The sequence below is a fragment of the Brevundimonas sp. AVps7 genome, from assembly GCF_058681545.1.
On the sequence record NZ_CM178742.1, the window covers coordinates 3,009,092 to 3,033,035 of the forward strand.

At 68.6% G+C, this 23,944-nt stretch carries 21 protein-coding genes; 16 read left to right on the top strand and 5 right to left on the bottom strand.

All coding sequences use genetic code 11. The features are described 5' to 3' along the window. Nucleotides 1-36 precede the first annotated feature (36 nt). The 4 genes from ACW17Y_RS14995 (at nt 37) to ACW17Y_RS15010 (ending at nt 3,493) form a co-directional block, all read left to right on the top strand. The gene (locus ACW17Y_RS14995; protein WP_492036471.1) at nt 37-435 is read left to right on the top strand and encodes a Tat pathway signal protein; all 399 of its coding nucleotides are present in this window, start codon (nt 37-39) and stop codon (nt 433-435) included. A gap of 36 nt (nt 436-471) precedes the next feature. After that, nucleotides 472-1,128, top strand: a complete 657-nt coding sequence (locus ACW17Y_RS15000; RefSeq protein WP_492036472.1) for a DUF4893 domain-containing protein — start codon at nt 472-474, stop codon at nt 1,126-1,128. Between the two features lies 1 nt (nt 1,129). Beyond that, the gene (locus tag ACW17Y_RS15005; RefSeq protein WP_492036473.1) at nt 1,130-2,329 is read left to right on the top strand and encodes an FAD-dependent oxidoreductase; all 1,200 of its coding nucleotides are present in this window, start codon (nt 1,130-1,132) and stop codon (nt 2,327-2,329) included. Between the two features lie 99 nt (nt 2,330-2,428). Continuing rightward, nucleotides 2,429-3,493 (top strand): DUF1176 domain-containing protein, encoded by a 1,065-nt coding sequence (locus ACW17Y_RS15010; RefSeq protein WP_492036474.1) that lies wholly within the window; start codon nt 2,429-2,431, stop codon nt 3,491-3,493. A gap of 31 nt (nt 3,494-3,524) precedes the next feature. Here the strand turns inward: ACW17Y_RS15010 and ACW17Y_RS15015 are convergent, their stop codons facing one another. Then, a complete protein-coding gene (locus tag ACW17Y_RS15015; protein WP_492036475.1) occupies nt 3,525-5,135 on the bottom strand; it encodes a serine hydrolase in 1,611 nt (536 codons plus the stop codon). Nucleotides 5,136-5,186: 51 nt separating this feature from the next. Next, the gene (locus ACW17Y_RS15020) at nt 5,187-5,837 is read right to left on the bottom strand and encodes a LysE family translocator (protein ID WP_492036476.1); all 651 of its coding nucleotides are present in this window, start codon (nt 5,835-5,837) and stop codon (nt 5,187-5,189) included. A gap of 123 nt (nt 5,838-5,960) precedes the next feature. Between ACW17Y_RS15020 and ACW17Y_RS15025 the strand changes: the two genes are divergently transcribed. The 6 genes from ACW17Y_RS15025 (at nt 5,961) to ACW17Y_RS15050 (ending at nt 14,725) form a co-directional block, all read left to right on the top strand. After that, complete coding sequence (locus tag ACW17Y_RS15025; RefSeq protein WP_492036477.1) at nt 5,961-7,361, top strand: serine hydrolase domain-containing protein; 1,401 nt, start codon at nt 5,961-5,963, stop codon at nt 7,359-7,361. 159 nt (nt 7,362-7,520) lie between these two features. Then, on the top strand, nt 7,521-9,773 hold the full coding sequence (locus tag ACW17Y_RS15030) for a TonB-dependent receptor domain-containing protein (RefSeq protein ID WP_492036478.1): 2,253 nt from the start codon (nt 7,521-7,523) through the stop codon (nt 9,771-9,773). A gap of 123 nt (nt 9,774-9,896) precedes the next feature. Further along, nucleotides 9,897-12,482, top strand: a complete 2,586-nt coding sequence (gene clpB, locus ACW17Y_RS15035) for an ATP-dependent chaperone ClpB (RefSeq protein WP_492036479.1) — start codon at nt 9,897-9,899, stop codon at nt 12,480-12,482. A gap of 531 nt (nt 12,483-13,013) precedes the next feature. Beyond that, nucleotides 13,014-13,409: a hypothetical protein gene (locus tag ACW17Y_RS15040; protein ID WP_492036480.1), complete on the top strand. Its 396-nt coding sequence runs from the start codon at nt 13,014-13,016 to the stop codon at nt 13,407-13,409. A 318-nt stretch (nt 13,410-13,727) separates the two neighbouring features. After that, nucleotides 13,728-14,069 carry a GIY-YIG nuclease family protein gene (locus ACW17Y_RS15045; RefSeq protein WP_492036481.1) on the top strand — a complete coding sequence of 114 codons (342 nt, stop codon included), beginning with the start codon at nt 13,728-13,730 and terminating at the stop codon, nt 14,067-14,069. A gap of 254 nt (nt 14,070-14,323) precedes the next feature. Continuing rightward, nucleotides 14,324-14,725 carry a DUF1801 domain-containing protein gene (locus ACW17Y_RS15050; RefSeq protein WP_492036482.1) on the top strand — a complete coding sequence of 134 codons (402 nt, stop codon included), beginning with the start codon at nt 14,324-14,326 and terminating at the stop codon, nt 14,723-14,725. Here the strand turns inward: ACW17Y_RS15050 and ACW17Y_RS15055 are convergent. Further along, entirely contained in the window at nt 14,722-14,955 is a 234-nt protein-coding gene (locus tag ACW17Y_RS15055; RefSeq protein ID WP_492036483.1) for a hypothetical protein, read from the bottom strand. The two genes, ACW17Y_RS15050 and ACW17Y_RS15055, sit on opposite strands and share 4 nt — an antisense overlap. 261 nt (nt 14,956-15,216) lie before the next feature. On the opposite strand from ACW17Y_RS15055, the gene ACW17Y_RS15060 reads away from it, so the two are divergent. Together ACW17Y_RS15060 and ACW17Y_RS15065 are read left to right on the top strand one after the other, a co-directional pair. Next, on the top strand, nt 15,217-15,630 hold the full coding sequence (locus ACW17Y_RS15060) for a DUF2141 domain-containing protein (protein WP_492036484.1): 414 nt from the start codon (nt 15,217-15,219) through the stop codon (nt 15,628-15,630). Nucleotides 15,631-15,711: 81 nt separating this feature from the next. Then, a complete protein-coding gene (locus ACW17Y_RS15065; RefSeq protein WP_492036485.1) occupies nt 15,712-17,178 on the top strand; it encodes a carotenoid oxygenase family protein in 1,467 nt (488 codons plus the stop codon). Between the two features lie 38 nt (nt 17,179-17,216). On the opposite strand, the gene ACW17Y_RS15070 is transcribed toward ACW17Y_RS15065, so the two are convergent. Beyond that, on the bottom strand, nt 17,217-17,993 hold the full coding sequence (locus ACW17Y_RS15070; protein ID WP_492036486.1) for a LytTR family DNA-binding domain-containing protein: 777 nt from the start codon (nt 17,991-17,993) through the stop codon (nt 17,217-17,219). A 65-nt stretch (nt 17,994-18,058) separates the two neighbouring features. On the opposite strand from ACW17Y_RS15070, the gene ACW17Y_RS15075 reads away from it, so the two are divergent. After that, nucleotides 18,059-18,484 carry a DUF2141 domain-containing protein gene (locus ACW17Y_RS15075; protein WP_492036487.1) on the top strand — a complete coding sequence of 142 codons (426 nt, stop codon included), beginning with the start codon at nt 18,059-18,061 and terminating at the stop codon, nt 18,482-18,484. 99 nt (nt 18,485-18,583) lie between these two features. Continuing rightward, nucleotides 18,584-19,114: a DUF2306 domain-containing protein gene (locus ACW17Y_RS15080; RefSeq protein ID WP_492036488.1), complete on the top strand. Its 531-nt coding sequence runs from the start codon at nt 18,584-18,586 to the stop codon at nt 19,112-19,114. On the opposite strand, the gene ACW17Y_RS15085 is transcribed toward ACW17Y_RS15080, so the two are convergent. Further along, nucleotides 19,111-19,833: a TetR/AcrR family transcriptional regulator gene (locus ACW17Y_RS15085; protein ID WP_492036489.1), complete on the bottom strand. Its 723-nt coding sequence runs from the start codon at nt 19,831-19,833 to the stop codon at nt 19,111-19,113. The two genes, ACW17Y_RS15080 and ACW17Y_RS15085, sit on opposite strands and share 4 nt — an antisense overlap. A gap of 181 nt (nt 19,834-20,014) precedes the next feature. Between ACW17Y_RS15085 and ACW17Y_RS15090 the strand changes: the two genes are divergently transcribed. Together ACW17Y_RS15090 and ACW17Y_RS15095 are read left to right on the top strand one after the other, a co-directional pair. Beyond that, nucleotides 20,015-22,222, top strand: a complete 2,208-nt coding sequence (locus tag ACW17Y_RS15090; RefSeq protein WP_492036490.1) for a TonB-dependent receptor — start codon at nt 20,015-20,017, stop codon at nt 22,220-22,222. 172 nt (nt 22,223-22,394) lie between these two features. Continuing rightward, complete coding sequence (locus ACW17Y_RS15095; RefSeq protein ID WP_492036491.1) at nt 22,395-23,903, top strand: spinster family MFS transporter; 1,509 nt, start codon at nt 22,395-22,397, stop codon at nt 23,901-23,903. Nucleotides 23,904-23,944 lie beyond the last annotated feature (41 nt).

The window sequence follows — 23,944 nt, forward strand, 5'->3', positions numbered from 1 at the left end:
CCGGACCTTAAGCGAGCCCGTGCCATAAGGTCGGGCATGAAACGTCGCGCCCTTCTCCTCGCCCCGCTCGCGCTCGCCGCCACGCCCGCCCTCGCATCGGGCGGCGGAGGCGGCGGCGGCGGCGGTTCGTCCGGCGGATACGTCCGCTATCCCACGGTCACCGCCACCACGATGCGGTCCGATGGTCGTCGCGGCGTGATGACGGTCGAGACCGGGGTCGACGCCCCCGACGCTGCGCTGAAGCTGCGCGCAGAACAGTCGCAGCCGCGCATGCGGGCGGTGTTCAACATCCTCGTCCAGCGCGAGGCCAACACCCTCCTGCCCGGCGGCGTGCCGAACGTCGAACGCCTGGCCGCCCAGTTGCAGTCGGCGACCAACATCATCCTCGGTCAGCGCGGGGCCCGCCTGCTGATCGGCACGGTGATGATCGTCTAGCTTGACGGCGGACGAGGCGTCAGGCCCCTTGCGGCCATGCGCATTCTCGCCCTTTCGACCCTCCTGCTGCTGGCCGCCTCCCTTGTCGCGGGATGCGCCAGCACCCCGCCGCCCCCTCCGCCGCCGCCGCCGCCGTCCGGACCGGGCATGGTGGAACTGCGCGACTGGCGCAGCATCATTACCGCCACCGATCGCGATCGCTACGTCCGGCGTGACGCCGCCTGGCGACTGGCGCTGGAGCAGGCGCGGCGTCAGCCCGGCTCGGGCGACCTTCGCTCGCTCGGGCAACTGATCGAACGGGACGCCGCCCGCAACAGCGTCGCGCCGCCCCCCGGAAACTATCGCTGCCGCACCGTCAAACTCGGCTCCCAGGGCGGAGAGACCGGCCTCGGCTTCGTGATCTACGACTGGTTCCAGTGCCGCATCGAACAGACGCCGCGGGGCCTGAAATTCTCCAAGACCACGGGCTCCCAGCGCCCCTCCGGCCTGCTGTTCCCCGAAGACTCCCGCCAGATGGTCATGCTGGGCTCCGTCGCCCTGGCCGCCGAGCCGCCCGCCAACTCCTATGGCCAGCGCCCCGACCGCGACATCGTCGCCGTTCTGGAGCGGATCGGCGACGCCCGCTGGCGCCTCGTCATCCCTTGGCCGCAGAACGAGTCCAACCTCGACCTGATCGAACTGGTCCCGACCTAGAATGGCCCAATCGGTCGCCGTCGTCGGCGCCGGCCCGACCGGCCTGGCCCTCGCCCTGATGCTGACGCGTCAGGGGCGGCGGGTCGTGGTGCACGAGCGCTTCGACGAGCCGAAGCCCATCGGCGCCGGCTTCATGCTCCAGCCGACCGGCCTGCATGTGCTGGATCGCCTCGGCCTGACCGACAGGGTCGCCGCCCTCGGCCAGCCGCTGAACCACCTGTTCGGGCGCGAGGCGCGCCGCCGCCGCATCGTCCTCGACGTCAAATATTCTGACCTGAAGTCGCCGCGACCCGACGGCGTCAACGCGCTGGGCGTCCACCGCGCCGCCATCTTCCACGTCCTCCATGACGCCTGCCTCGCCGAAGGCGTCGCCTTCGAAACCAGCCGCGAGATCGCCTCCGCCGCGGACGGCCGCCTGACCGACGCCAGGGGCGCGACCGGCCCCGTCTTCGACCTGATCGTCGACGCCTCGGGCGCCCGCTCGCCCATCGCCCGCGACCTGCTGGCGAAACAGGGCGGCCGTCGCCACGAGCTGGAGTGGGGCGCCCTTTGGGCCACCGTGCCCTGGCCCGGCGATCCGTTCGACGCCACGGCTCTGGAACAGGTCTATCGCGGCGCCTCGCGCATGATCGGCGTCCTGCCCGTCGGCGCCCGCCCCGACAGCCCCGACCGGCTCGCCACCTTCTTCTGGAGCCTGAAGTCCGCCGATCACGACTACTGGCTGCGCGCCGGCATGGAGCGGTGGAAGGCCGAGGTGCGCGGCCTGTGGCCCCAGGTCGCGGGCCTGCTGGAGACCATCCCCGACCCCGGGGCCCTGACTCTGGCTCGCTACGGCCACCACACCCTGCCCCTGCCCTTCGCCGACCGTCTCGCCGTCGTCGGCGACGCCGCCCACTCCACCAGCCCCCAGCTGGGTCAGGGGGTGAATATGGGCCTGCTCGACGCCTTCGTCCTGGCCGAGGCGCTGGCGACCCACGCCGAGCTCGACGAGGCCCTGACCGCCTATGCCCGCATCCGCCGCTGGCACGTGCGGTTCTATCAGGCCCTGTCGATGGGGTTCACCCCCTTCTACCAGGCCGACGGCCAAGCCCTGCCCTGGGTCCGCGACCATGTGCTGGGCAAGCTCGCACGCCTGCCGTTCGCGGCGCGGATCCTGGCCGCAACGGTGTCGGGGGTATTGCTGGATCCAAGGGCGCACTGAGCCGAACGCTTTGATCACACAGTGATTTATGACCTAGCCAGAGGCCCCGAACCGTGACCAAGATCGGCCAGCGAGACAGCTCGCGGGGGAAGACGGTCCATGCGTATGTTGATTCCGGCGGTCGCTCTCGCCTGCCTGCTGGGCGCCTGCGGCGACAAGGCGGCAACCTCCGCCCCGGCTGAGGCATCCGCCGCGACGGGCGCGATCCAGCCGCTCGGTCGCACGAGCCAGACCTTTGGCGACTGGGTCGTCACCTGCAACCGCGCCCTGCATTGCGAAGCCATCGGCCCGACCGCAGACAAAATGGCGGTCGGGGTCCACATCTATCGCGACGCCGGCCCGGACGCCCAGCCGGGCGCCATGCTGACCCTTGGCCTGACGGACGGCGCCGCCTACTCGACGGTGACAGCCAATGTCGGCGGGAGTCGCTTCATCACAAGCAGCCCGACCTCGATCACCGACTGGGTCACGAACGTCGAGGACGACGCTGTCACCGGCCTTGCCCGGGCGCTTGCCGCCGGCGGCCCGGCGACCCTGACGCGCGTGGGTCAGCCGCCGATCAGCATTTCCACTGACGGGGCCGCAGCCGCATTGCGCTGGATGGACGAAAGACAGGGCCGGACAGGAACTGTCACAGCCCTCGTCGATCCCGGCGACAGACCCGCCAGCGCCGTTCCCGCTGCGCCGCAGATCCAGACGCCGCAGGCCGCCCCGGCGGCGGATCAGGCGGGTCTGGAGGACAATGCCCTGATCGAGGCCGTCACGGCCCGTCTGCGTGCGCGACCCGACGTCCAGGCCTGTGGCGCTCTCGACGGCGCCGCCGGCGGCGTCTGGGGCTATCGACTGAACGCCGCGACCGAGCTGTGGGGCATCGGCTGCAACTCGGGCACGGCGAACGATACCCGCCTGTGGTTCCTGACCGGCCCGAACGGCGCCGATCCCCAACCCCTGGTCCTGCCCCTGACCGACGACGTCGTCACCGAATTCTATGGCTCGGAGTTCAACCCGGACCAGCAGGTCCTGTCGATCGCGAGCCTGGCGCCAAGCCAGTGCGGCGTCCGGGCCCAATGGGTCTGGACCGGCGCCGCCTTCGAGCTCCAGAGCGAGAACGCCTTCCTCGAATGCTGGAACCTGGAGCCCGACATGTGGCCCTCGACCTTCTAGAGCCTGATCGGCATCAGCGCCCGCCGGGGCTTCAGACCTTCGTCAGCCTCAGGTTCTGGTAGTCATAGCTGAAGTCGATGTCGGGGCTCACGCCCTTGACGGTCGCCCGCACCGGCTTGCCGTCCACGATCTCGAAGGTGAAGAAGGCGTCCTCCTCGCGCTTGTCTGGGAAGCGGGTGCGCAGGGTGTTTCCGTCATAGGGCTCCAGCTCGCCCTGCAGCGCCGGATTGTGGGTGAATCTCAGCCACAGGGTCACGTCGCGCGCCTCGATCGTGATGTCGCCGTACCAGGGGTCGCGCCAGGTCCCGACGAAGGCCGGCAGGGGCACGGACGGCGGGGCGCCGGCCGCCTGTTTGGCATCGATCTCGGCCGCGGCCTTCAGCGATTCCTCGATCCCCTTCGCCTCCAGCGTCTTCGAATCCGAGATCCAGTCGAAGCCCTGCTTGCCCATGATGATGTCGACCAGACCGCTGCGCAGGCTTCGCAGCAGGAAATTCTCCTCCGCGTTCGAGAAGACCGACACCCCCGCCTTGCGGCCCGGGATCATGACGGTGAAGGAGTTGCCGCCCGGCGAGCCGCCGCCATGGCTGACGATCCGCTCGCCGCGGTAGTCCGCCACCTGATGACCCATGGCGTAGGTCGAGGCGATGGAGCGGCCGGGCAGTTCCGCCGTCGGTCCCGGCGTGCCGGAGATGATCACGTTCGGACGCCACATCTCGGTCGCCCGCGCCTCGGTGAACAGCCGCGTCCCGTCCGGCAGCGCCCCCATGTTCAGCCGCAGGATCATCCATTTGGCCCAGTCGGCGGCCGAGGCGCAGATGCCCCCGGCGGCGGCCGCCGAATCCCAGTCCCAGATGCCGACGATACTGTCGGAGATCTTCGTCATCGGTCCCTGATAGCGCAGCGGCGGTCCGACCCGGGCGTGCGGCAGGGCCGACTTTGCGGGGTCAGCCAGACTGGCCATGGGCACGCTCTCGCCCATCCCCAGCCGGTCGAAGATCCGGGTCTGGACGAAGGCCTCCCACGTCATCCCGGACACGGCTTCCAGCACCGCCCCGGCCACCACGAACATCAGGTTGCAGTAGTGATAGTTCGCGCGGAATCCGTCCTCGATCGGTACGAACGGGACCCGGGCCAGCACCTCCGCGCGGCTGCGGTTCGAGTTGGGCCAGAACAGCAGGTCCCCGGCGCCCAGGCCGAAACCCGCCCGGTGGCTCAGCGTATCGCGCACCGTGATGTGCTCGCCGATATAGGGGTCCGACAGGGTGAAGCCGGGCAGATAGGTCTTCACCGGCTCGTCCCACTTCACCTTTCCCTCGTCGACCAGAATGGCCAGGCAGGCGGCGGTGACGTTCTTGGAGTTGGACGCGATGGCGAACAGGGTGTTCTCGTCCGCCCGATCCGGCCGGCCCATCTCCCTGACGCCATAGCCGCGCGCCAGCACGGTCTGCCCGTCCTTGACCACGGCGACGCCCAGCGCCGGCTGGTCGGGCCAGGCCGCCATGGCCGCCTTCACATAGGCGTCGATCGCCTCGGCCAGACCCGCATCGTCATTGGCCGCGCCCTGGGCCCAGGACGTGGCGGGCAGGGCGACCGCACCGGAAGCGAACAGGGCGGAACGGCGGGTCAGACGCAGCGACATTGAACTCTCCGGGCATTGGAGGGCGGACGCTATCGCGCGCCCGCCACGACGTCACCCCCGCGTCGCCCAAGCCATCCAGATCGCCACGCCTGCGATGCCGATCGCCATCGTCCGGCCCGCCCAGACCCCCTGCATCCGTCGCATCATGGCGCCGCCGGCCGTGGCCGCGCCGAGGACGATCAGCGAATGCACCAGGACGCTGACCCCCAGATGCAGTCCGCCCAGCGTCAGCGCCTGACCCAGCGCCGGGCCATGGTCCGGCCGGATGAAGGTCGGCAACAGCGCAACATAGAAGACCGCCGCCTTGGGATTCAGCAGATTTCCAGTCAGGCCTCTCAGGAACAGGCCGCGCAGCTTCTCACGGTCGTAGGTCGCTTCCGAGGTCGCCTTGCCCGCCCCCGCCCACGCCTCCCAGGCCAGCCACAGCAGGAAGACGACCCCCGCCCAGCGCACCGCCTGATACAGCCACGGAAAGGCCAGCAGGACGGAGGTCAGGCCGAACGCCGCTGCGACCATCCAGACCGCCAGCCCCAGGGTCACCCCGGCCACCGCCGCAAACCCGCCGATTCTGCCCTGACCCGCGGAGACCAGCGCCAGCCAGCCCATGTTCGGACCCGGAGTCAGTTCGATCAACGAGACCGCCAGCAGGAAGGGCAGGATCACGGAGGGGTCGATGGGCCACAGGTCGTGAAGCATGGTCATCCGTCAGGGCGATGCGGCACCCTGCGCCGCAGACGCGCCCGCGTCGAGACGCTCCCGGGGCGCCCGCCCTTGACCGCGGGCCGGAGGCAGCCTCCCCTGTGGTCAGGGCAGGGGATAGAGACAATGGATCGCAGGGAACTGATGGCCGCGGCCATGGCCGGACTGGGTCTCGCCGGGATCGGCGGATGCGCGCTCGCAGACGAGGCCGACGCCCCGATCCGCGACCTGCCCGAGGGCCTCGCGGCTCGACTGGCCGCGCTCGTCGCGGACAGCGGCACAGTCGGCGGCATGGTCGCGGCCTCGCAGCACGGGCGGCTCGCCGGCTTCCATGCCTGGGGCGACGCGCGCCGGTCGCCGAAGCGGCCTGTGACGCCCGACACCCTGTTCCACGTCGGATCGAACGGAAAGTTCGTCACCGCCGTCGCCGTGCTCCAGCTCGTCCAGGCCGGCAGGATGACCCTGGCCGATCCGCTCGGCCGCCATGTCCCCGGTCTGCCGGCTGTCCTGGCCGGGACCCCGATCACCCACCTGCTGCACCACACCTCGGGCCTGCCGGACTATCTGGATGTGGTCGAGGACTGGTCCCTGCCGGTCACCCGCCGGATGGTCTTCGAGGCTGTCTCCGAGGGTCGCGACTTCGAGCCCGGCGAGGCCTGGGCCTATTCCAACACCAATTATTTCGTCCTCGGCTGGCTGATCGAGGCGCTGTCGGGGATGAGTTACGCCGACTACGTCTCGGCCCGCATCTTCCGCCCGTCGAGCATGCCGCACGCCCGCGCCGATTCGTCCGTCGACAGCATCCCCGACCGCGCCATCGGCTGGACAGTGGACGGCGACCGTCTGGCCAAGGCGGACGAGATGGAGGACGAGATGAGTCGGGCGGCCGACGGCGGCGTTCTGTTCAGCGCCCGCGACATCGCCCCCTGGGCCGTGGCCCTGGCCGACGACGGGCTGCTGGCCGGCGCCGCGCGCAACCAGCTGTTCGCCCCCGCCGCCCTGACCACCGGCCGGGCGGCGCCCTACGGTTGCGGCGTCTTCATGGAGGAGTGTCGCCGCTCCGCCTTCCACCACCACAGCGGCGGCGTCCCCGGGTTTGAGTCCCAGCGGATGGCCTTCGGCGGCTCGGGCATCCAGGTCTGGGCCGTGACCAACACCGACGGCGACGCCGACGTCCCGCTCGGCAAACTGTGTCTGGCCATGGCCGAGGGCCTCGCTCCAGACTCGACCTACGCGACCCTGCCGCTGCTGCCGACCGATGACCGCACAGACATCCTGCGCCGCGCCTTCGCCCGTGGCGGGGCGCCCCTGCCGCCCAGCCTCCTGGCGCCGGAACTGGTCGCTTCGGGCGGAGCGACCGCGCCCGGCCGCGGCATCCGACCGGAGCAAGCGTTCGCTCCCGTGGAACGCTGGCAGGGCGTCGGAGGCGGCGACTTCGTCCGCTACCGCCTGGTCGGCAACGCGGGCGAGGCCGGCCACGCCGTCGTCGGCTGGACCCCCGACGACACGATCTTCTGGATCGGCTGAGCCGCCCGCCCGTTCCGACAGGCGCGATCCGGGCCCAGGTTAATTCGCCGTAAGGTGGCGGGATTCCGGGTCAAGGACGCTTGACCCGGCGAGAGGCGCTGTTAGTCAAGCACCCTTGACGGGCGCGGTCAGCGCGCCCCTGCAACCGGAGTCCGGGGCATGACCTCCTTCAGACTGTTTCTCCTCGTCGGCGCGGCCATGACCGCCACCGCCGGGACCGCCGTGGCCCAGTCGCAGACTCCGGCCCAGACTCCGACGCCCGCACGACCCGCCCCGCAAACCCCCGCGCCGGCCCCCGCCCCGACCGCGCCCCAGGAAGCCGCTTCCGCCGTGGACGACGTCGTCGTCACCGCCCGCCCGACTGACATCCGGACCACGAGCGAGGGAACCAGCTACAGCCTGGCCGACGACCTGCAGGCCGCGACCGGGACGCTGGCCGAAGCCCTTCGCAACATCCCCTCGGTCGAGGTCGATCCGGACGGCAATGTCAGCCTGCGCGGCGATGCCAATGTCACCATCCTGATCGACGGCCGGCCCGCCAGCCAGTTCAACGGTCCCAGCCGGGGACAGTTGCTGCAACAGATTCCCGCTGCCCAGTATGCCCGTATCGAAATCCTGACCAATCCGTCCGCCGCCTACAGCCCCGAGGGCTCGGGAGGGGTCATCAATCTGATCTCCAAACCGACCACGGTGCGACCGGGGCAGACCACGACCGGCTCGCTGCGCGCCAATATCGGCGACACCGGCCGCTACAATATCGGCGGCAGTCTCTCGCATGTGAACGGACCGACGACCCTGTCCGCCGACTTCGGCGTGCGCCACGACGCCTATCTGCAGGAGCTGACGCGGTTGCGGACGCGGTTTGACGCCGGCTCCGGCCGGTTCCTCGAGGCCCGTCAGAGCCAGAATGTCGAGGGCGATTCCGACAGCGTCTTCGTCCGCTTGGCGGTCGAGCACAATCTGGACGCCAGGACCCAGCTGACCGCCGATGTGCGCCATACGGACGTCGACAGCTTCGCCGACAGTCTCGACCAGTATCAGGCCGACGCGGCCGGCGGCGGCATCGCCTCGGCCTATCGCCGTGTCTCGGGCGGCGGCTTTCAGGGCCAGTTCTCCGGTGCGAGCGCGCGCATCCTGCGCCGCTTCGACGATGCGGGCCATGAGTGGTCCAACGAGCTGCGCTATGACCGCAATCGTTTCGGTATCGACCTCGCGACCCTTGCCGACCGCCTCATCCCCGTGGCGGCCCCCTTCAGCGAGTTTCTGAGCAACCAGAACCGGCAGGACCAGATTGGCTTCACCAGCGCCTACGTCCGGCCGATGGCCGACGGCGGCCGACTGCGGCTGGGCTATGAGCGTCAGGCCCTGACCCTCGATCAGGACAATCTCTTTGCCCGCGGGGCCACCCCGGCGACGCTGGTCGCCGACCCCGTGGTCTCCAATGAGTTCCGCCTCGATCAGACTGTGCACGCCGTCTATGCGACCCTGGAACGGCCCTTCGGAGACAAGCTGACCGCCCAGTTCGGCCTGCGCCTCGAACAGGCCGATCTCGAGCTGAACCAGGTCACGACCGGTCTCCGGTCGTCACAGGACTATTTCCGCGCCTATCCGACCCTGAATGTGTCTTATCAGCTGGACGAGACCCGGACCCTGCGGGCCAGCTATGGCCGCCGGATCCAGCGCCCGGGTCCCGGCGACCTGAACCCCTTCCTGACCTATCAGGACAATCTGAACCGCCGCTCCGGCAATCCCGACCTGCTGCCGCAGGAGACGGACGCGCTGGAGCTGATCTGGGCGTATCGCCAGCAGCAAACCTTCTACCAGGCCACCCTCTATTACCGTGACACGCGCGACGCCTTCACCCCGGTCACGACCGATCTGGGCGGCGGCGTCTTCCTGACGCGGCCCGAGAACCTCGGGGCCAGCACCTCGACGGGCCTTGAGCTGGTGGCCAACGGCGCCCTGCATCCGACCCTGCGCTACAACGCCACCATCAACGTCTTCCGTCAGGAGATCGACGCCGCCGGTCTGGTCGGCACTGTCGACAGCGAGGGCGAAAGCGTCTCGGGCCGGCTGACCCTGAACTGGACGCCGACCCAGGCGGACTTCCTCCAGGTGTCGGGCGTCTGGGGCGGTGAGCAACTGCTGGCCCAGGGCACGCGCGAACAGTCGACCCTGGTCAACCTCGGCTATCGCCGCAAGCTCAGCGCCTCCTGGTCGCTCAATGTGACGGTGCGGGACGTCTTCGACGATTTCGGCTCCACGACCACCATCGTCACCCCGGCCTTCACCGACCGGGCGGATCAGGTGTTCGGCGGCCGGGCGGCCTTCATCGGCCTGACCTGGAATTTCGGCGGCGGACAGCGGCGGCCGGAACAGTTCGACTTCGCGGCCCCGACCACCGGCGGGTGATCCCGCCGGTTCAAACCGGCCCCTTGTGTGGCGCCGTCGCCACGCCCACCTGATCAGCAGCCGCACGGCGCGTTGCTTGCATCAGAGGGCGCGTCGGCGGACTCCGCCTCCAAGGGGAACCGCATGAATCTCGACCTCTATTCCGACCGCGCCAAACAGGCCGTCCAGTCCGCCCAGTCGCTGGCCCTTGCCCGCAAACACCAGCAGTTCGCCCCCGAGCACCTGCTCAAGGTGCTGCTGGAGGAGCGCGACGGCTTGGCCCGCAACCTGATCACCGCCGCCGGCGGCGACCCCGCGAAGGCGTCCGAGGCCGCCGAGGCCCTGCTCAAGAAACGCCCCCAAGTGGAGAGCGCCACCAGCCAGCTCTATCTCGACGGCGCCACCGCCCGCGTCTTCGCCAATGCCGAGGAAACGGCGAAGAAGGGCGGCGACGCCTTCGTCACCACCGAACGGATTCTCGCCGCCATCGCCCGCGAGGGAGGCCCCGCCGGCGACGCCCTGAAGTCCGCGGGCGTCACGGCCGACAAGCTCGACGCCGCCGTCGCCGATGTCCGCAAGGGCAAGACCGCCGACAGCGCCGCCGCCGAGGACGGCTACGACGCCCTCAAACGCTACGCCCGCGACCTGACCCAGGCCGCCCGCGACCAGAAGATCGACCCGGTCATCGGCCGGGATGAAGAGATCCGCCGCACCATCCAGGTCCTGGCCCGGCGCACCAAGAACAACCCCGTCCTGATCGGCGAACCCGGCGTCGGCAAGACCGCCATCGTCGAGGGTCTGGCCCTGCGCATCGTCAACGGCGACGTGCCCGAGAGCCTCAAGGACAAGACCGTCATGAGCCTCGACATGGGCTCCCTGATCGCGGGCGCCAAATACCGCGGCGAGTTCGAGGAACGGCTCAAGGCCGTGCTCGGCGAGGTCACCGCCGCCGAGGGCCAGATCATCCTGTTCATCGACGAGATGCACACCCTGGTCGGCGCGGGCAAAGGCGACGGCGCCATGGACGCCTCCAACCTGCTCAAGCCCGCCCTCGCGCGCGGCGAACTCCACTGCGTCGGCGCCACCACCCTCGATGAGTACCGCAAACACGTCGAGAAGGACGCCGCCTTGGCCCGCCGCTTCCAGCCCGTCTTCGTCGACGAGCCCTCGGTCGAGGACACCGTCTCCATCCTGCGCGGCCTGAAGGAGAAGTATGAGGTCCACCACGGGGTCCGCATCTCTGACTCAGCCATCGTCGCCGCCGCCACCCTGTCGAACCGCTACATCACCGACCGCTTCCTGCCCGACAAGGCCATCGACCTGATCGACGAGGCCGGCAGCCGCGTGCGCATGGCCGTCGATTCCAAGCCGGAATCGCTGGACGAGATCGACCGCCGCCTGGTCCAGCTGAAGATCGAGCGCGAGGCCCTGAAGAAGGAAACCGACAACGCCTCGGTCCAGCGCCTTGAGAAGCTGGAAGACGAGATCGCCGACCTCGAAGGCCAGTCCGACGACCTGACCGCCCGCTGGAAGGCCGAGAAGGACAAGGTCGGGCAAGGCGCGCAACTCCGCGAGACCCTCGACCGCCTGCGCGCCGAACTCGCCGCCGCCCAGCGCAACGGCGACCTCGGCCGCGCCTCCGAGATCGCCTACGGCCAGATCCCCCAGATCGAGAAACAGCTGGCCCAGGCCGAGGCCGACGAAAAGACCGCCTCCCCCCTGACCCCCGAGGTCGTCGACGCGCAACAGATCGCCGCCGTCGTCTCCCGCTGGACCGGCGTCCCGGTCGACAAGATGCTGGAGGGCGAGCGCGAGAAACTGCTGTCGATGGAGGACGCCCTGCGCGGCCGCGTCGTCGGTCAGGACGCGGCTCTGGAGGCCGTCGCCGACGCCGTCCGCCGGGCGCGCGCAGGCCTCAACGACCCCCACCGCCCGCTCGGCTCCTTCCTGTTCCTGGGCCCCACCGGCGTCGGCAAGACCGAGCTGACCAAGGCGCTGGCCGCCTTCCTGTTCGACGACGAGACCGCCATCACCCGCATGGACATGTCGGAGTACATGGAGAAGCACTCGGTCAGCCGCCTGATCGGCGCCCCTCCGGGATACGTCGGCTATGACGAGGGCGGCGCCCTGACCGAGGCGGTGCGCCGTCGCCCCTATCAGGTCGTCCTGTTCGACGAGGTCGAAAAGGCCCACCCCGACGTCTTCAACGTCCTGCTGCAGGTGCTGGACGACGGCCGCCTGACCGATGGTCAGGGACGCGTCGTCGACTTCCGCAACACCCTGATCATCATGACCTCCAACCTGGGCTCCCAGGCCCTGTCAGAACAGGGTGAAGGGGATGACGTCGAGGAGGTGCGGCCCTGGGTCATGGAGGCCGTCCGCGCCCACTTCCGCCCGGAGTTCCTCAACCGCATCGACGAGATCATCCTGTTCCGCCGCCTCGGCCGCGACCAGATGGCCGGCATCGTCCGCATCCAGCTGTCGCGTCTGGAAAAGCTGATGGGGGACCGGAGGCTGACGTTGTCGATCGACGACGGCGCTTTGGCCTGGCTGGCGGACAAGGGCTACGACCCCGTCTATGGGGCGCGTCCGCTGAAGCGGGTGATCCAGAAGGACCTGGTGGACCCGATGGCGAAGAAACTGCTGGCCGGAGAGCTGGAGGACGGCTCCGTGATCGCCGTGTCGGCGGGGACCGACGGGCTCAACATAGGAAAAGCCCAGGTCCATTAGGACCTGGCCCGATCGTCATCCCGGGCCGCGCTTGCGGAGCCGGGATCGGGAAGGCGCGGGTGCATTTGGCGCAACCTGCCTCCCCCCTTTCGTCATCCTCCGGCAAGCCGCGCCTTCGCGGCGCAGACCGGGGGACGCAGCGGCGCGCGGGAGCGCGACCCTGTTGCGGATGCCGGCGATCGCCGCAGCCGCCCTTCCTGTCCCTTCTCCCGTTGGGAGAAGGTGGCCGCGAAGCGGACGGATGAGGGTCCGGCCTGTCCGTCGGCGAAGCCGTCGCACGGACGGGGATACACCCTTCTTTCGTCATCCTCCGGCAAGCCGCCTCTTCGCGGCGCAGACCGGGGGACGCAGCGGCGCGCGGGAGCGCGAACCTGTCGCGGACACAGGCGGCCGACATCGTGCCTGAACAGATCGCCTTCGGCGCCGCTGCGTCCCCCGGTCTTCGCTTCGCTACGCCGGAGGATGACGAAAGGAGGGGCTGCGCGTTGACTTGGTCACTCTTCAGCTCTCACCTGAGAAGGGGAGGAACCAATGACTTTTACAAGCGCGTTTGCTCGCCTCGGCTATAATCTGACATCACCCCGTACCGACTGGAGCGCCGAAAAGGACGACGGCGTCTGCCTGTCGATCTGGGCCAAAGAAATGAAGCCGAAACGACCAGGATCTTCGTTCGACACGAGGTCCGACGCCCAACCAATCGAGACTTGGAACCATAAGCAGGGCTTCAAGCGGCGTCTGCCGCATCTCGCTCGGGCAGTTGCCGAGTTCGATGGATACGTCGACGTGGTTGTGGTCACAGGCACCCCTGGGGAGGGGCACGGAGACGCGAACCCGTGGCTGCCGACAGAACGGCAAGGTTATCGTTGGCGCGTCACTTACTTTGATCCGACCACCGGTCATTTCGCGGTAGAAACGGCCGCTCCATAGCTGCCACTCCAAGATAATACAGTTTCAGGCACCAGTCGGTCCGCACCCCCCTTCGTCATCCTCCGGCAAGCCGCGCCTTCGCGGCGCAGACCGGGGGACGCATCGTCATCCTCCGGCCGATCGAAGATCGGACCGGGGGAGGCGCGCGGGAGCGCGAACCTGTCGCGGACACAGGCGGCCGACATCGTAGCTGAACAGATCGCCATCGGCGCCGCTGCGTCCCCCGGTCTTCGCTGCGCTACGCCGGAGGATGACGAAAGAAAGGGGGAGGCGGGGGCGGGGGATGACGGACCCAGGGATATCGCATAGGTTGTACAGATGGGGACGCATCGCACCTTTATCGCGACCTACATCATGGCCAGCGGGCGGAACGGCTGGGTCTATGTCGGCATGACCTCGAACCTGCACGCGCGGGTCTGGAAGCACAAGAACGGCCGCTATGACGGCTACACCGCCGAGCACGGCTGCGATCAACTGGTCTGGTACGAACAGCATCAGTGGGTCACCGGGGCGATCCGGCGCGAGAAGCGGCTGAAGAAATGGCTGCGCGACTGGAAGCTGAAGCTGATCGAGGAGACGAACCCCAACTGGCTCGACCTCGCGGCCGACTGGTATCCGGTCAACGATCCGGACTGGGTCCCGCCGTCCGAAGACGACTGACACCCATCATCACACACCCGGATTCCGCCCGCGATTTCAACGGCCGGCCCTGACGAGGGGCTTTATGTGCGGCGCCCGTTTCTGCGGGTGTAGACTTCCCCGATCCGCCGTCGCCTCCCGTCAGCCCGGCCTGTCCGGACTCGCCGGACCCGGCGGACAGTGTTTTCTAGTCCGGACGCCCGATGGGACTCAGTGGACGATCTGGACTCCAATTCCGGAGTCACTTTGACGCCGACACAGGCAAGGAGCCGCCGATGACCGAAGAGACCGCTTCCAACCTGATCGACGCCAGACTGGCGGGCTTAAGCGACTGGCGCGGGGCGACCCTGTCCCGCCTGCGCGCCCTGATCCATCGCGCCCTGCCCCAGGTGGTCGAGACAGTGAAATGGCGAAAGCCGACCAATCCGAACGGCGTGCCGGTCTGGGAGGTCGACGGCATCCTGTGCACGGGCGAGGTCTACAAGAGCTACGTCAAACTGACCTTCATGTACGGCGCGGCCCTGCCGGACCCGGCGGGCGTCTTCAACGCCGGCTTCGGCGGCGGCACGCGTCGCGCCATCGACCTCAAGGCGGGCGAGACAGTCGACGAGGCGGCCTTCATCGCCCTGATGCAGGCGGCCGCCGCGTACAACACGGCGAAGAGGAAGGAGGCCTAGTTGCCGCGGGTCAGCCGGCTGGGTCCGCCCCGGATGTCACAGGTGAAGTCGGTCTGGGGCCGGCCCGTCTGGGCGCCCGAGACAGGGCTGAGGATGCCGCCCCGCTCACGGCAGTCGGCGGCCAGCTGGTCCATTTCCTCGCCATAGGTCGGACTGGAACGCGGCGTCCCGGCACAGGCCGCCAGCGAGGCGGCGAGAACGAGGGAGGAAAGGAGGATACGCGCGGTCATCGGCAAGTCTCCGGGTTGACGGTCAGCCCCGGAACGCATTCTGCGCCCGAACGGCTCCGCCCGCCACCCGTCCGTTGGCGCAGGAGGGTCGCGACAGGTGTTCGTTCACGCATCGTGGGCGGTCGGGGGCCGCCATTCACGAAGCCGGACCGTCCGTCGCCGCAAGTCCGCTGGCGGCGCGTCGGGCTCGGGCCGAGGGTCGGGACATCGAGACACCCGGGAGGCTTCACCTGACGCCTCACTCATTCAAGGACTGCCACAATGATCCGCACCGCCGCTTTCGCCATCGCCCTCCTGACCGCCGCCCCCGCCTTGGCCTCCGACCCCGCCAGCGTCGCCCTGACCTTCGACACCGGCGCCTCGACCGGAGCGGTCATGGTCGCCCTCTATGACGAGGCGACCTACGACGGCGGCCAGCCGATCCGCGCCGCCCGCATCGACGTCGCCGCCGGCGAGCACAGCGTCACCTTCGAAGGTCTCCCGGCCGGCGACTACGGGGTGAAGGCCTTCCACGACGTCAACGGCAACGGCCGCATGGACACCAACCCCTTCGGCATGCCGGTCGAGCCCTACGCCTTCTCCAACAACGCCGTCGGCAACATGGGCCCCGCCGGCTGGGATCGTGCGAAGTTCAGCGTCGACGGCGCGACCAGCCAAACGATCAGCATCCGCTGATCGTCATTCCTGAAGAGGGCTAAGGCAGGCGACGCGGTCGCCTGCTGCTTGAGCCCGGTTTCCCTTGTCCAAGAGGCCGACATGACCCCTTCCCGCCGCCATTTCCTGATGGGCGCCGCCGCCCTGTCCGCCGCCGTCGCCACGCCGGAGATGGTCCGCGCCGCGATCGCGCAAGAAGCCGCCGCCCCCTGGGCCCTGGCCACCGCCGACCTCGACGGCGACATCGCGCCGCGCGCCATGCGGCTGGTCCACGGCCGGGCGCTGGCGGGGCTGGAGGGGACCCTGTTCCGCAACGGTCCGGGCAAGTTCCGCCGCCCGGGCGGCAGCGCCACCCACTGGTTCGACGGCGACGGCCTGATGCGGTCGTTCAGCCTGTCGGGCGGCGCCGTGACCCTCGCCGCCCGTTTCGCCGACACGCCCAAGCGCCGCACAGAGACGGAACTGGATGCCGTGGTCACGCCCGGCTTCGGCACCGTCGGAGACGGCCGGGCACGGATCGGCTCCAACGACGACGCCAATGCCGCGAACACCGCCGTCATGGTGACGGGCGACAAGGTCTGGGCCCTGTGGGAAGGCGGATCGCCGCTGCGGATGGACGCCGGCACCCTTGCGACGGAACAGTTCGTCACCCTGCGCGACGACCTGAAGGGCATGCCGTTCCAGGCCCATCCCCGATTTGCCCCGGACGGCACGATCTGGAACGTCGGCACCAACGGCGATCAGGTCATCGTCTGGCATCTGCAGGCCTCGGGCGCGCTGATCGACGCCCGGGTCCTGCGCCTGCCGCGGGCCAGCTATCTGCACGACTTCACGGCGACCGAACGTCACCTGATCTTCGTGCTCCAGCCCTGGGTGTTCGACCATGCCGGCATGCCCTTCTCCACCCAGTTCGCCTGGAAGCCGGAGCTGGGGACCCAGGTGCTGGTCGTCGACAAGGCGGACCTGACCTCGACCCGGATCTACGAGCTCGAGACCTTCAGCTTCTTCCACCTCGGCGACGCCTGGGAAGAGGCCGACGGCACGATCCGCTTCGACGTCGCCGCCAACCGCGACGCCGCCTTCGCCATCGAAGGCGCCCGGGTGATGGTCGCCGGTCGCGGTACGGTTCCGGGCGAGCCCAGCGTGCTGAAACTGGTCACCCTGCGCCCGGATGGCCGCGCCGAAATGGCCTCGTCAGGCGTGACGGCCGAGTTTCCCAAGGGCGATCCTCGCCGCGCCGGGCTGGAACGCAGCCTGACCGTCCACGTCGCGGGCGAACGCAGCGGCCGCCCCCTGCCGAACGGTCTGGCGGTGCAGGACTGGAAGAGCGGCCAGAACCACGCCTTCAGCTTCGGCGACGACCAGATCATGGAGGAGGCGGTCTTCGTGCCCAAGCCCGGCGCCTCGGCCGAACGCGACGCCTGGCTGGTCGCGCCGTCGATCAACCTGGCCGAGGGCGTCACCGAACTGCATGTCTTTGACGTGGCCTCCGTCGAGGGCGGGCCGGTCGCGACCTGGCGCGCCGACGTCGCCCTGCCGGCCGGCTTCCACGGAGCATGGAGGGGATAAAGGGCTCAAGTAGCGCGACCGCGCGGTAGCCCAAAAAATCAGTACCAGCCAGCCTCGCGCAGGGCCCGGGCATAGCGGCGGCTGACCGGCACGGTCACGCCGCCGTCCAGCGTCAGGGTCGCCCGCCCGTCGCCCCGGGCCACGTCGCGGACCGCGTCCCTCGCCACCCACCAGCTGCGATGGGTCTGGGAGCCTTCCAGCCCCTCCAGCTCCTCCAGCGCGTCCGACAGCCGCATCAGGATCAGGTCCGAACCCCGGTCGGTGTGAATGCGCAGATAGTGATCCTCGGCCTGCACGGCCCGGATCGCCGCGCCGCGCAGCTTCATCGGCAGCCGGTCAGGAAACCGGGCCGGAGCCGAACCGGCGGGGGCGGCATGGGTCTGGACCGGCTGAGCCTTCGACAGGAAGACATTGATCGCACTCATCACCGCGGTGATGGTCAGCACCGGTCCGACCATCAGGGGCAGGGTCGACAGGGGATAGGCCCCGCCCTCGAACACCACCCCTGTCACGAACCAGACCATGAAAGACACCGGTCCGGTTATGGCGGCCGTCAACGCGACGACAGCCAGCCACGGCCGCTCGTCCATGTCGATCCAGCGATCGATCAGTCGCGAACAGACATGACCCCAAAGCGCGCCCGCCAGCATGACCGGAACCCAATAGACAAGCCGCAGCCACAGGGGTGCATTGATCATGCCGAACGCGGCCGACACGGCCAGGACGACGCCCGCCGCCGCCGCAATGATCAGGCCGCGGAACAGACCCAGGGCGACCGGGCGTTTCGGACGCGGAGAAGAGGCGGTCGTGGTCATGGGTGGACGAAGCGCTCCGGGGCGTTGACTGTGGGTCGGACTTTCGCGGACCAAAGGGCGCTTTGATGAAGTTGGCAATCCTGGCTGGCGCCTTGGCGATGTTTCTCACCGGTTTGGCTTCGGCCGCAACCGCCGCCGACCTGGTCCTGAGCCTGTCGACGCGGGGCGCGGGCGGGCGGATCGCGGTGGCCGTCTATCGCGATGCCGAGGCCTTTCGGCGCGGCGAAGGACCGGTCGCGAGTCGCATGGTCTCGCGCACCGGCGCCGTCACCTCTGTGACGATCACGGGCCTGGCGCCGGGCCGCTATGCAGTCGCAGCCTTCCACGACACGGACGGAAACGGCGACCTGACTCTGTGGCCCATCGGTCTGCCGCGCGAGGCCTACGGGTTCTCGAACGACGCGCGGGGCCGGTTCGGACCGCCGCCCTTCGCCCGGGCGGCCTTCGACCTGCCGGCGACGGGCGCGACCCAGGCGTTCCGGCTGCACTAGGACGTTCGTTCGCGAAGCTGAGGCGTCGGCTGGCGAACCGGGGCTGGCGATCCGGGCTACGGAGCGGAAGGGTGGCCTCGATTTCAAGGAGCCATCGCCGTGACCCAGGTTCATCCGCCGCTGTCGCAGACCCGCCGTCTGTTCCTGTTCGCGCCGCCCGTGATCGCGGCCGGCGTGTTGGGCTGGTTCCTGTTCGTCGCAGGGCCGCAAGCCGGGTTGCCGCTCCAGCCCCACGCGCCGGACTGGGCGCTTCTGGCCCGCCAGACCCCAGTATTGCAGATCCACATCGCGGCGGCGGTCGTCGCCCTGGCGATCGGCCTGATCCTGCTGGCCGGCATCAAGGGCAACCGCCTCCACCGGACCCTGGGGTGGGTGTGGGTCATGGCCATGGCGACCGTGGCGATCAGTTCGTTCTTCGTGCGCGAGCTGAACGGCGGCGCCCTGTCGCTGGTCCATCTGCTGAGCGGCTGGACGGTCATCATCCTGCCGATGGCTGTCTATGCCGCGCGGCGTCACGAGGTGGTCAAACACCGGGGGCGGATGACCGGCCTCTTCGTCGGCGCCCTGGTGATCGCCGGGATGCTGACGCTCTTTCCCGGCCGGCTGATGTGGCGGGTCTTCCTGGGCTAGGTCTGGGGTTCGGATGGACAGACCGCGCGGAACCCTGCCGAAGCGAACCGCACCATATAATCGCAGGCCGTCTCCAGATCGCCGGAGCGGCACAGCCCGCCGGACAAACGGTCCAGACGGCCGGTCTCGCCAAGCGTCAGGGTCAGGGCTCCCGACAGGTTGTGATAGGCCCAGTAAAGGTCGACCTCGCGCGCATCGGGCAGGACGACCTTGACCAGCTCGATCAGCCGACGGATCGCCGGGTCGAAATAGCGGGCCATGGTCTCGCCGCCGAAGGCCGGGTTGGCGTTGGTCTGGGCGACGAGGGCCGAATAGTGTTTCCAGCCCGGGCCGCCCTTCAGCGACCACTGGAACGGCGGCTCGAGGAAGGCCCGCAGCAAACCTTCCAGCGTCATCGATCCCACGTTCGCCAGAGCATAGCGATTGATCGCCTCGACTCTCTCGTTGTTCCAGACCTCGGCCCGGCGCAGGAAGACGGCGTCGAACAGGTCGCGCTTGGCGCCGAAATAATAGTGGACCAAGGCCGTATCCACACCCGCCTCGCGCGCCACCTCGCGGATGGTGACGCCATAGAAGCCGTGCTTCGAGAACAGGTCCTCTGCTGCGTCCAGAATGGACTCGCGAGTGTCGCCGCCAACGCCCTCCGCCTTCACCTTGGGCGGCCGCCCGCGTTTGGCGGGCGCGGCGGGAACGGGCGGTGGAACGTCCAGCTTGCTCATCCGCCAAGCTAGCCACGAAAAAACGTTTCGGTGCAACGGCGCCACAGACGGACAGCCACGTGGCGTCGGGGAAGCGCTGCCGTTTGACACCGGGGCCAAAGGTCGTCAGTTTCTCGGAAAATCATCGAACGCTGAATAAAAGCGTCGACGGCTGGAAACATCATTTGGAAAAGGGTTTCGCATGAACAGACTCATGAAGAGCGTGCTGCTGGCCGGGGCCGCCTGGAGCGCCGCGTCGTCGATGGCCATGGCGCAGGACGCCGCGCCGCAGGACGAACAGACCGCGCTGGACGACGTTGTCGTCACCGCTCGTCGTCGCGACGAACAGCTGAAGGACGTCCCGGTCGCCGTCTCGGCCCTGTCGGCCGAGCAGCTGGAAAACACGGGCGCCACCGACATCACCGCCCTGCAGCAACAGACCCCGAACGCCACGGTCCAGATCGCCCGCGGTTCGAACTCGACCCTGATCAGCTTCATCCGCGGCGTCGGCCAGCAGGATCCGCTGTGGGGCTTCGAGCCCGGCGTGGGTCTGTACATCGACGACGTTTATGTCGCCCGCCCCCAAGGCGCCGTGCTCGACATCTTCGACGTGAGCCGCATCGAGGTTCTGCGCGGTCCGCAAGGCACCCTTTACGGCCGCAACACGATCGGCGGCGCCATCAAGTACGTGACCAAGCGCCTCGGCGACGAGTTCGAGTTCATGGGTCGCGGCACCATCGGCAGCTATAACCAGCGCGACGCCCTGGTTTCGGCCACCCTCCCGCTGGGCGACACCTTCGCCGTCGGCGGCGCCTTCGCCAAATACGACCGTGACGGCTTCGGTACGAACCTGTTCACAGGCGAAGAGCAGTACGACAAGGACGTCACCGCCTATCGCGCCAGCGCCGAGTGGACCCCCACCGACCAGCTGTTCGTGCGCTTCGCCTGGGACCGTGTCGAGGATGACTCGGCTCCGCGTCACGGCCACCGCGAGGTGAACTCGACGACGGGCGGCTTCACGCCTCCGGCCGGAATCTACGACACCAACGCCGGCATCCAGGGCAACCAGGAAGTCGAGACCCAGGGCACGGCCGTCACCGTCGAGTACACGGTCAACGACATGCTGACCCTGAAGTCGATCTCGGCCTGGCGCAGCGGCGATACCGCGACCGTCATCGACTTCGACCAGACGCCCCAGCCCTTCCTGGACGTTCCGGCGGTCTATGCCGACGAACAGTTCACCCAGGAGTTCCAGGCCCTGATGCAGGGCGACAACTGGTCCGGCGTCGCCGGCCTGTTCTACCTCGACGGCGAGTCCTCGGGCGTGTTCGACACCATCGCAGGCAACCTGGGCCTGGCCATCGCTGCGGCCGGGTACGTGAACACCGAGTCGTTCTCGGCCTACGCCGACTTCAGCTACGACTTCTCGGATCGCCTGCACGCCTCGATCGGCGGGCGCTACACCCAGGACAAGAAGGACGCCGGGGTTCAGCGCTTCTTCTATCTGGGCGCCACCCGCTCGCCCCTGACCGGCGGCACCGCCCGTCCGATCTTCGCCACGCGCACCAACTATCTGGCCGACGACACCTTCGAGAAGTTCACGCCTCGGGTCAGCGTCTCCTATGACCTGACCGAGGAACTGACCGGCTACGCCTCGATCAGCCAGGGCTTCAAGTCCGGCGGCTGGGACATGCGCGGCGACGCGGCCCTGGTGCCCTCGACCGTCAACGGCTATCAGCCCGAGACCGTCACCACCTATGAACTGGGCCTGAAGGGCAACGCGTTCAACGACCGCCTGTCGTTCGCCTCGGCGGCCTTCTATTCGGACTACACGGACCAGCAGATCACGACCCAGCAGGTCGCAACCCTGCCGGCCGTCGGCGTGGCCTCGGTCGTCGACAACGCCGGCGCATCGACCATCTACGGCTTTGAATTCGAAGGCCGCGCCTTCCTGACGGACAACCTGACCTCGAACTTCTCGGTCGGTTACCTGAAGAATGAGTTCGATCAGTTCATCACCCGGATCACCGGCACGCCTGTCGATATCTCGAACACCCGCGAGCCGCAGAACTCTCCGGAATGGTCGGCCTTCTGGGGCGTGACCTGGTCGGGCGATCTGGCCGGCGGCGAGCTGAACATCACGCCGTCCATCTCCTACCGCTCGGACTACCATCTGTTCGACGCGCCGGATCCGATCCTGGACCAGGATGCCTACACCCTGGTCGATCTGGCCGCGATCTGGACCGCTCCGAACGGTCACTACCAGGTCGCCCTGACCGGCAAGAACCTGACGGACGAGGAGTACAAGGTCGGCGGCTACAACTTCGCCGGGGCCACCTTCAACAACTCGATCTCGGCCTTCTATGGCCCGCCGCGCACCTTCTCGGCGTCGGTCACCCTCCGGTACTGATCCATCCATGACGCGACTGGGGCGGCGGTTCGACAGAGCCGCCGCCCTTTTTCTTTTGCAGCCTGCCTCACCGCATTCCGCCGAGGCCTGATCCCGGCGGAAAACCGCTTCACACTTCTCCTGATCAGGCCTTACGGTCGGGACAAGGAACGAGAGTCCAGAGGAAACCCAGATGACGGATACGGTCGCAGCAGTCCCGGCGAAGCCCGGCTATCGCTACTACGTGCTGGCGGTCCTGATCCTCGTCTACATGCTGAACTTTCTGGATCGGCAGATCATCGGCATCCTGGCCGCCCCGCTGAAGGCGGAGTTCGGCCTGTCGGACAGCCAGTTCGGCCTGTTGGGCGGCATCGCCTTCGCCTCGGTGTATTCCACCCTCGCCATTCCACTGGCCTGGCTCGCGGACCGCTACAGCCGGGTCTGGATCATGACAGGGGCGCTGGCGGTCTGGAGCGGCTTCACCGCCCTGTGCGGCGTGGCCACCTCGTTCACCCAGTTGTTCCTGTTCCGCATGGGCGTGGGCGTGGGCGAGGCAGGCGGCGTGGCCCCGGCCTATTCCCTCGTCGCCGACTATTTCCCGCCGCATCAGCGGGCCCGGGCTCTGGCAGCCTTCGCCTTCGGCATTCCGCTGGGCACGGCGGCTGGCACTCTGGTGGGCGGCCTGTTGGCGGCGACCTATGGCTGGCGCACGGCCTTCATCGTGGTCGGCCTGGTCGGCGTGCTGCTGGCCCCCGTGCTCCTGTTCACGGTGCGGAACCCCACCCGGGGCGGCACCGACACGATCAAGACCGAGGCCGAGCTGGCGATCATCGCCGCTGCGCCCGTGGTCGGTTCGGGCCGATCCGGTGCCATCGCCGCCCTGATCATGCTCGGCCTCGGCGCTGGCTGCCTGATTCTGGCGGCCCTGAACCATTTCGCCGGCCTCCAGCTCGGCAGCGCCCTGGTGCTGGCCTTCGGCGGCCTGCTGGCCACGGTCATCGGGATATCGCTGACCATCGCGCGCCGCACCGCCTCCGCCGTAATTCCCAAACCCAGCTTCTGGCTGCTGGCGCTGGGCGCGGCCTCGTCCTCGGTGTGCGGATATGGCGTCGCCGGCTGGCTGCCGCTGTTCTTCATGCGCAGCTTCGGCCTGACCCTGTCCCAGACCAGCTGGTACTACGCCGGCATCGCCTTGATCGGCGGTGTCCTTGGCATCTGGGCCGGCGGCGCGATCGCCGACAAGCTGTCGAAGCGCGGCAAGGGAGCCTATCCCCTGACGCCCGCCATCGCCTTCCTGATCTCGGCCCCGATGTTCATCCTGGCCATGAATTCGCCCTGGCTGATCGGCCTGGTCATCCCCGGCGGCGGCACCAATGCCCAGCAGCTGATCCTGGCCTTCCTGATCTTCATCATCCCCACCGGCCTGAACCTGGCCTGGCTGGGTCCAATCACCGCGTCGATCCAGCATCTGGTGCCTGCACCAATGCGCTCGACCGCCTCGGCCCTGTTCCTGCTGATCAACAACCTGCTCGGGATCGCGGTCGGGTTCTTCTACTTCGGCTGGATGAGCGACCTGCTGGCGCCGCGGTTCGGGGAGGAAAGCCTGCGCTGGGCCATCTACACCGGCATGGGCTTCTATTTGCTGGCGGCGGTGCTGCTGATCGGCGCCTCGAGAACCCTGAAGCGCGACTGGATCGACTAGTTCGCCGGCGATTTCGGCTACGGATTTCCGGCCAATTCCGG

What these genes read in the sequence shown, in the direction of transcription:
- ACW17Y_RS15055 (WP_492036483.1), bottom strand. Translation starts at nt 14,955, where the DNA reads ATGACCGCGCGTATCCTCCTTTCCTCCCTCGTTCTCGCCGCCTCGCTG.
- ACW17Y_RS15030 (WP_492036478.1), top strand. Translation starts at nt 7,521, where the DNA reads ATGACCTCCTTCAGACTGTTTCTCCTCGTCGGCGCGGCCATGACCGCC.
- clpB (WP_492036479.1), top strand. Translation starts at nt 9,897, where the DNA reads ATGAATCTCGACCTCTATTCCGACCGCGCCAAACAGGCCGTCCAGTCC.
- ACW17Y_RS15060 (WP_492036484.1), top strand. Translation starts at nt 15,217, where the DNA reads ATGATCCGCACCGCCGCTTTCGCCATCGCCCTCCTGACCGCCGCCCCC.
- ACW17Y_RS15025 (WP_492036477.1), top strand. Translation starts at nt 5,961, where the DNA reads ATGGATCGCAGGGAACTGATGGCCGCGGCCATGGCCGGACTGGGTCTC.
- ACW17Y_RS15090 (WP_492036490.1), top strand. Translation starts at nt 20,015, where the DNA reads ATGAACAGACTCATGAAGAGCGTGCTGCTGGCCGGGGCCGCCTGGAGC.
- ACW17Y_RS15045 (WP_492036481.1), top strand. Translation starts at nt 13,728, where the DNA reads ATGGGGACGCATCGCACCTTTATCGCGACCTACATCATGGCCAGCGGG.
- ACW17Y_RS15070 (WP_492036486.1), bottom strand. Translation starts at nt 17,993, where the DNA reads ATGACCACGACCGCCTCTTCTCCGCGTCCGAAACGCCCGGTCGCCCTG.
- ACW17Y_RS15005 (WP_492036473.1), top strand. Translation starts at nt 1,130, where the DNA reads ATGGCCCAATCGGTCGCCGTCGTCGGCGCCGGCCCGACCGGCCTGGCC.
- ACW17Y_RS15050 (WP_492036482.1), top strand. Translation starts at nt 14,324, where the DNA reads ATGACCGAAGAGACCGCTTCCAACCTGATCGACGCCAGACTGGCGGGC.
- ACW17Y_RS15095 (WP_492036491.1), top strand. Translation starts at nt 22,395, where the DNA reads ATGACGGATACGGTCGCAGCAGTCCCGGCGAAGCCCGGCTATCGCTAC.
- ACW17Y_RS15065 (WP_492036485.1), top strand. Translation starts at nt 15,712, where the DNA reads ATGACCCCTTCCCGCCGCCATTTCCTGATGGGCGCCGCCGCCCTGTCC.
- ACW17Y_RS15085 (WP_492036489.1), bottom strand. Translation starts at nt 19,833, where the DNA reads ATGAGCAAGCTGGACGTTCCACCGCCCGTTCCCGCCGCGCCCGCCAAA.
- ACW17Y_RS15075 (WP_492036487.1), top strand. Translation starts at nt 18,059, where the DNA reads ATGAAGTTGGCAATCCTGGCTGGCGCCTTGGCGATGTTTCTCACCGGT.
- ACW17Y_RS15040 (WP_492036480.1), top strand. Translation starts at nt 13,014, where the DNA reads ATGACTTTTACAAGCGCGTTTGCTCGCCTCGGCTATAATCTGACATCA.
- ACW17Y_RS15010 (WP_492036474.1), top strand. Translation starts at nt 2,429, where the DNA reads ATGCGTATGTTGATTCCGGCGGTCGCTCTCGCCTGCCTGCTGGGCGCC.
- ACW17Y_RS15000 (WP_492036472.1), top strand. Translation starts at nt 472, where the DNA reads ATGCGCATTCTCGCCCTTTCGACCCTCCTGCTGCTGGCCGCCTCCCTT.
- ACW17Y_RS14995 (WP_492036471.1), top strand. Translation starts at nt 37, where the DNA reads ATGAAACGTCGCGCCCTTCTCCTCGCCCCGCTCGCGCTCGCCGCCACG.
- ACW17Y_RS15015 (WP_492036475.1), bottom strand. Translation starts at nt 5,135, where the DNA reads ATGTCGCTGCGTCTGACCCGCCGTTCCGCCCTGTTCGCTTCCGGTGCG.
- ACW17Y_RS15020 (WP_492036476.1), bottom strand. Translation starts at nt 5,837, where the DNA reads ATGACCATGCTTCACGACCTGTGGCCCATCGACCCCTCCGTGATCCTG.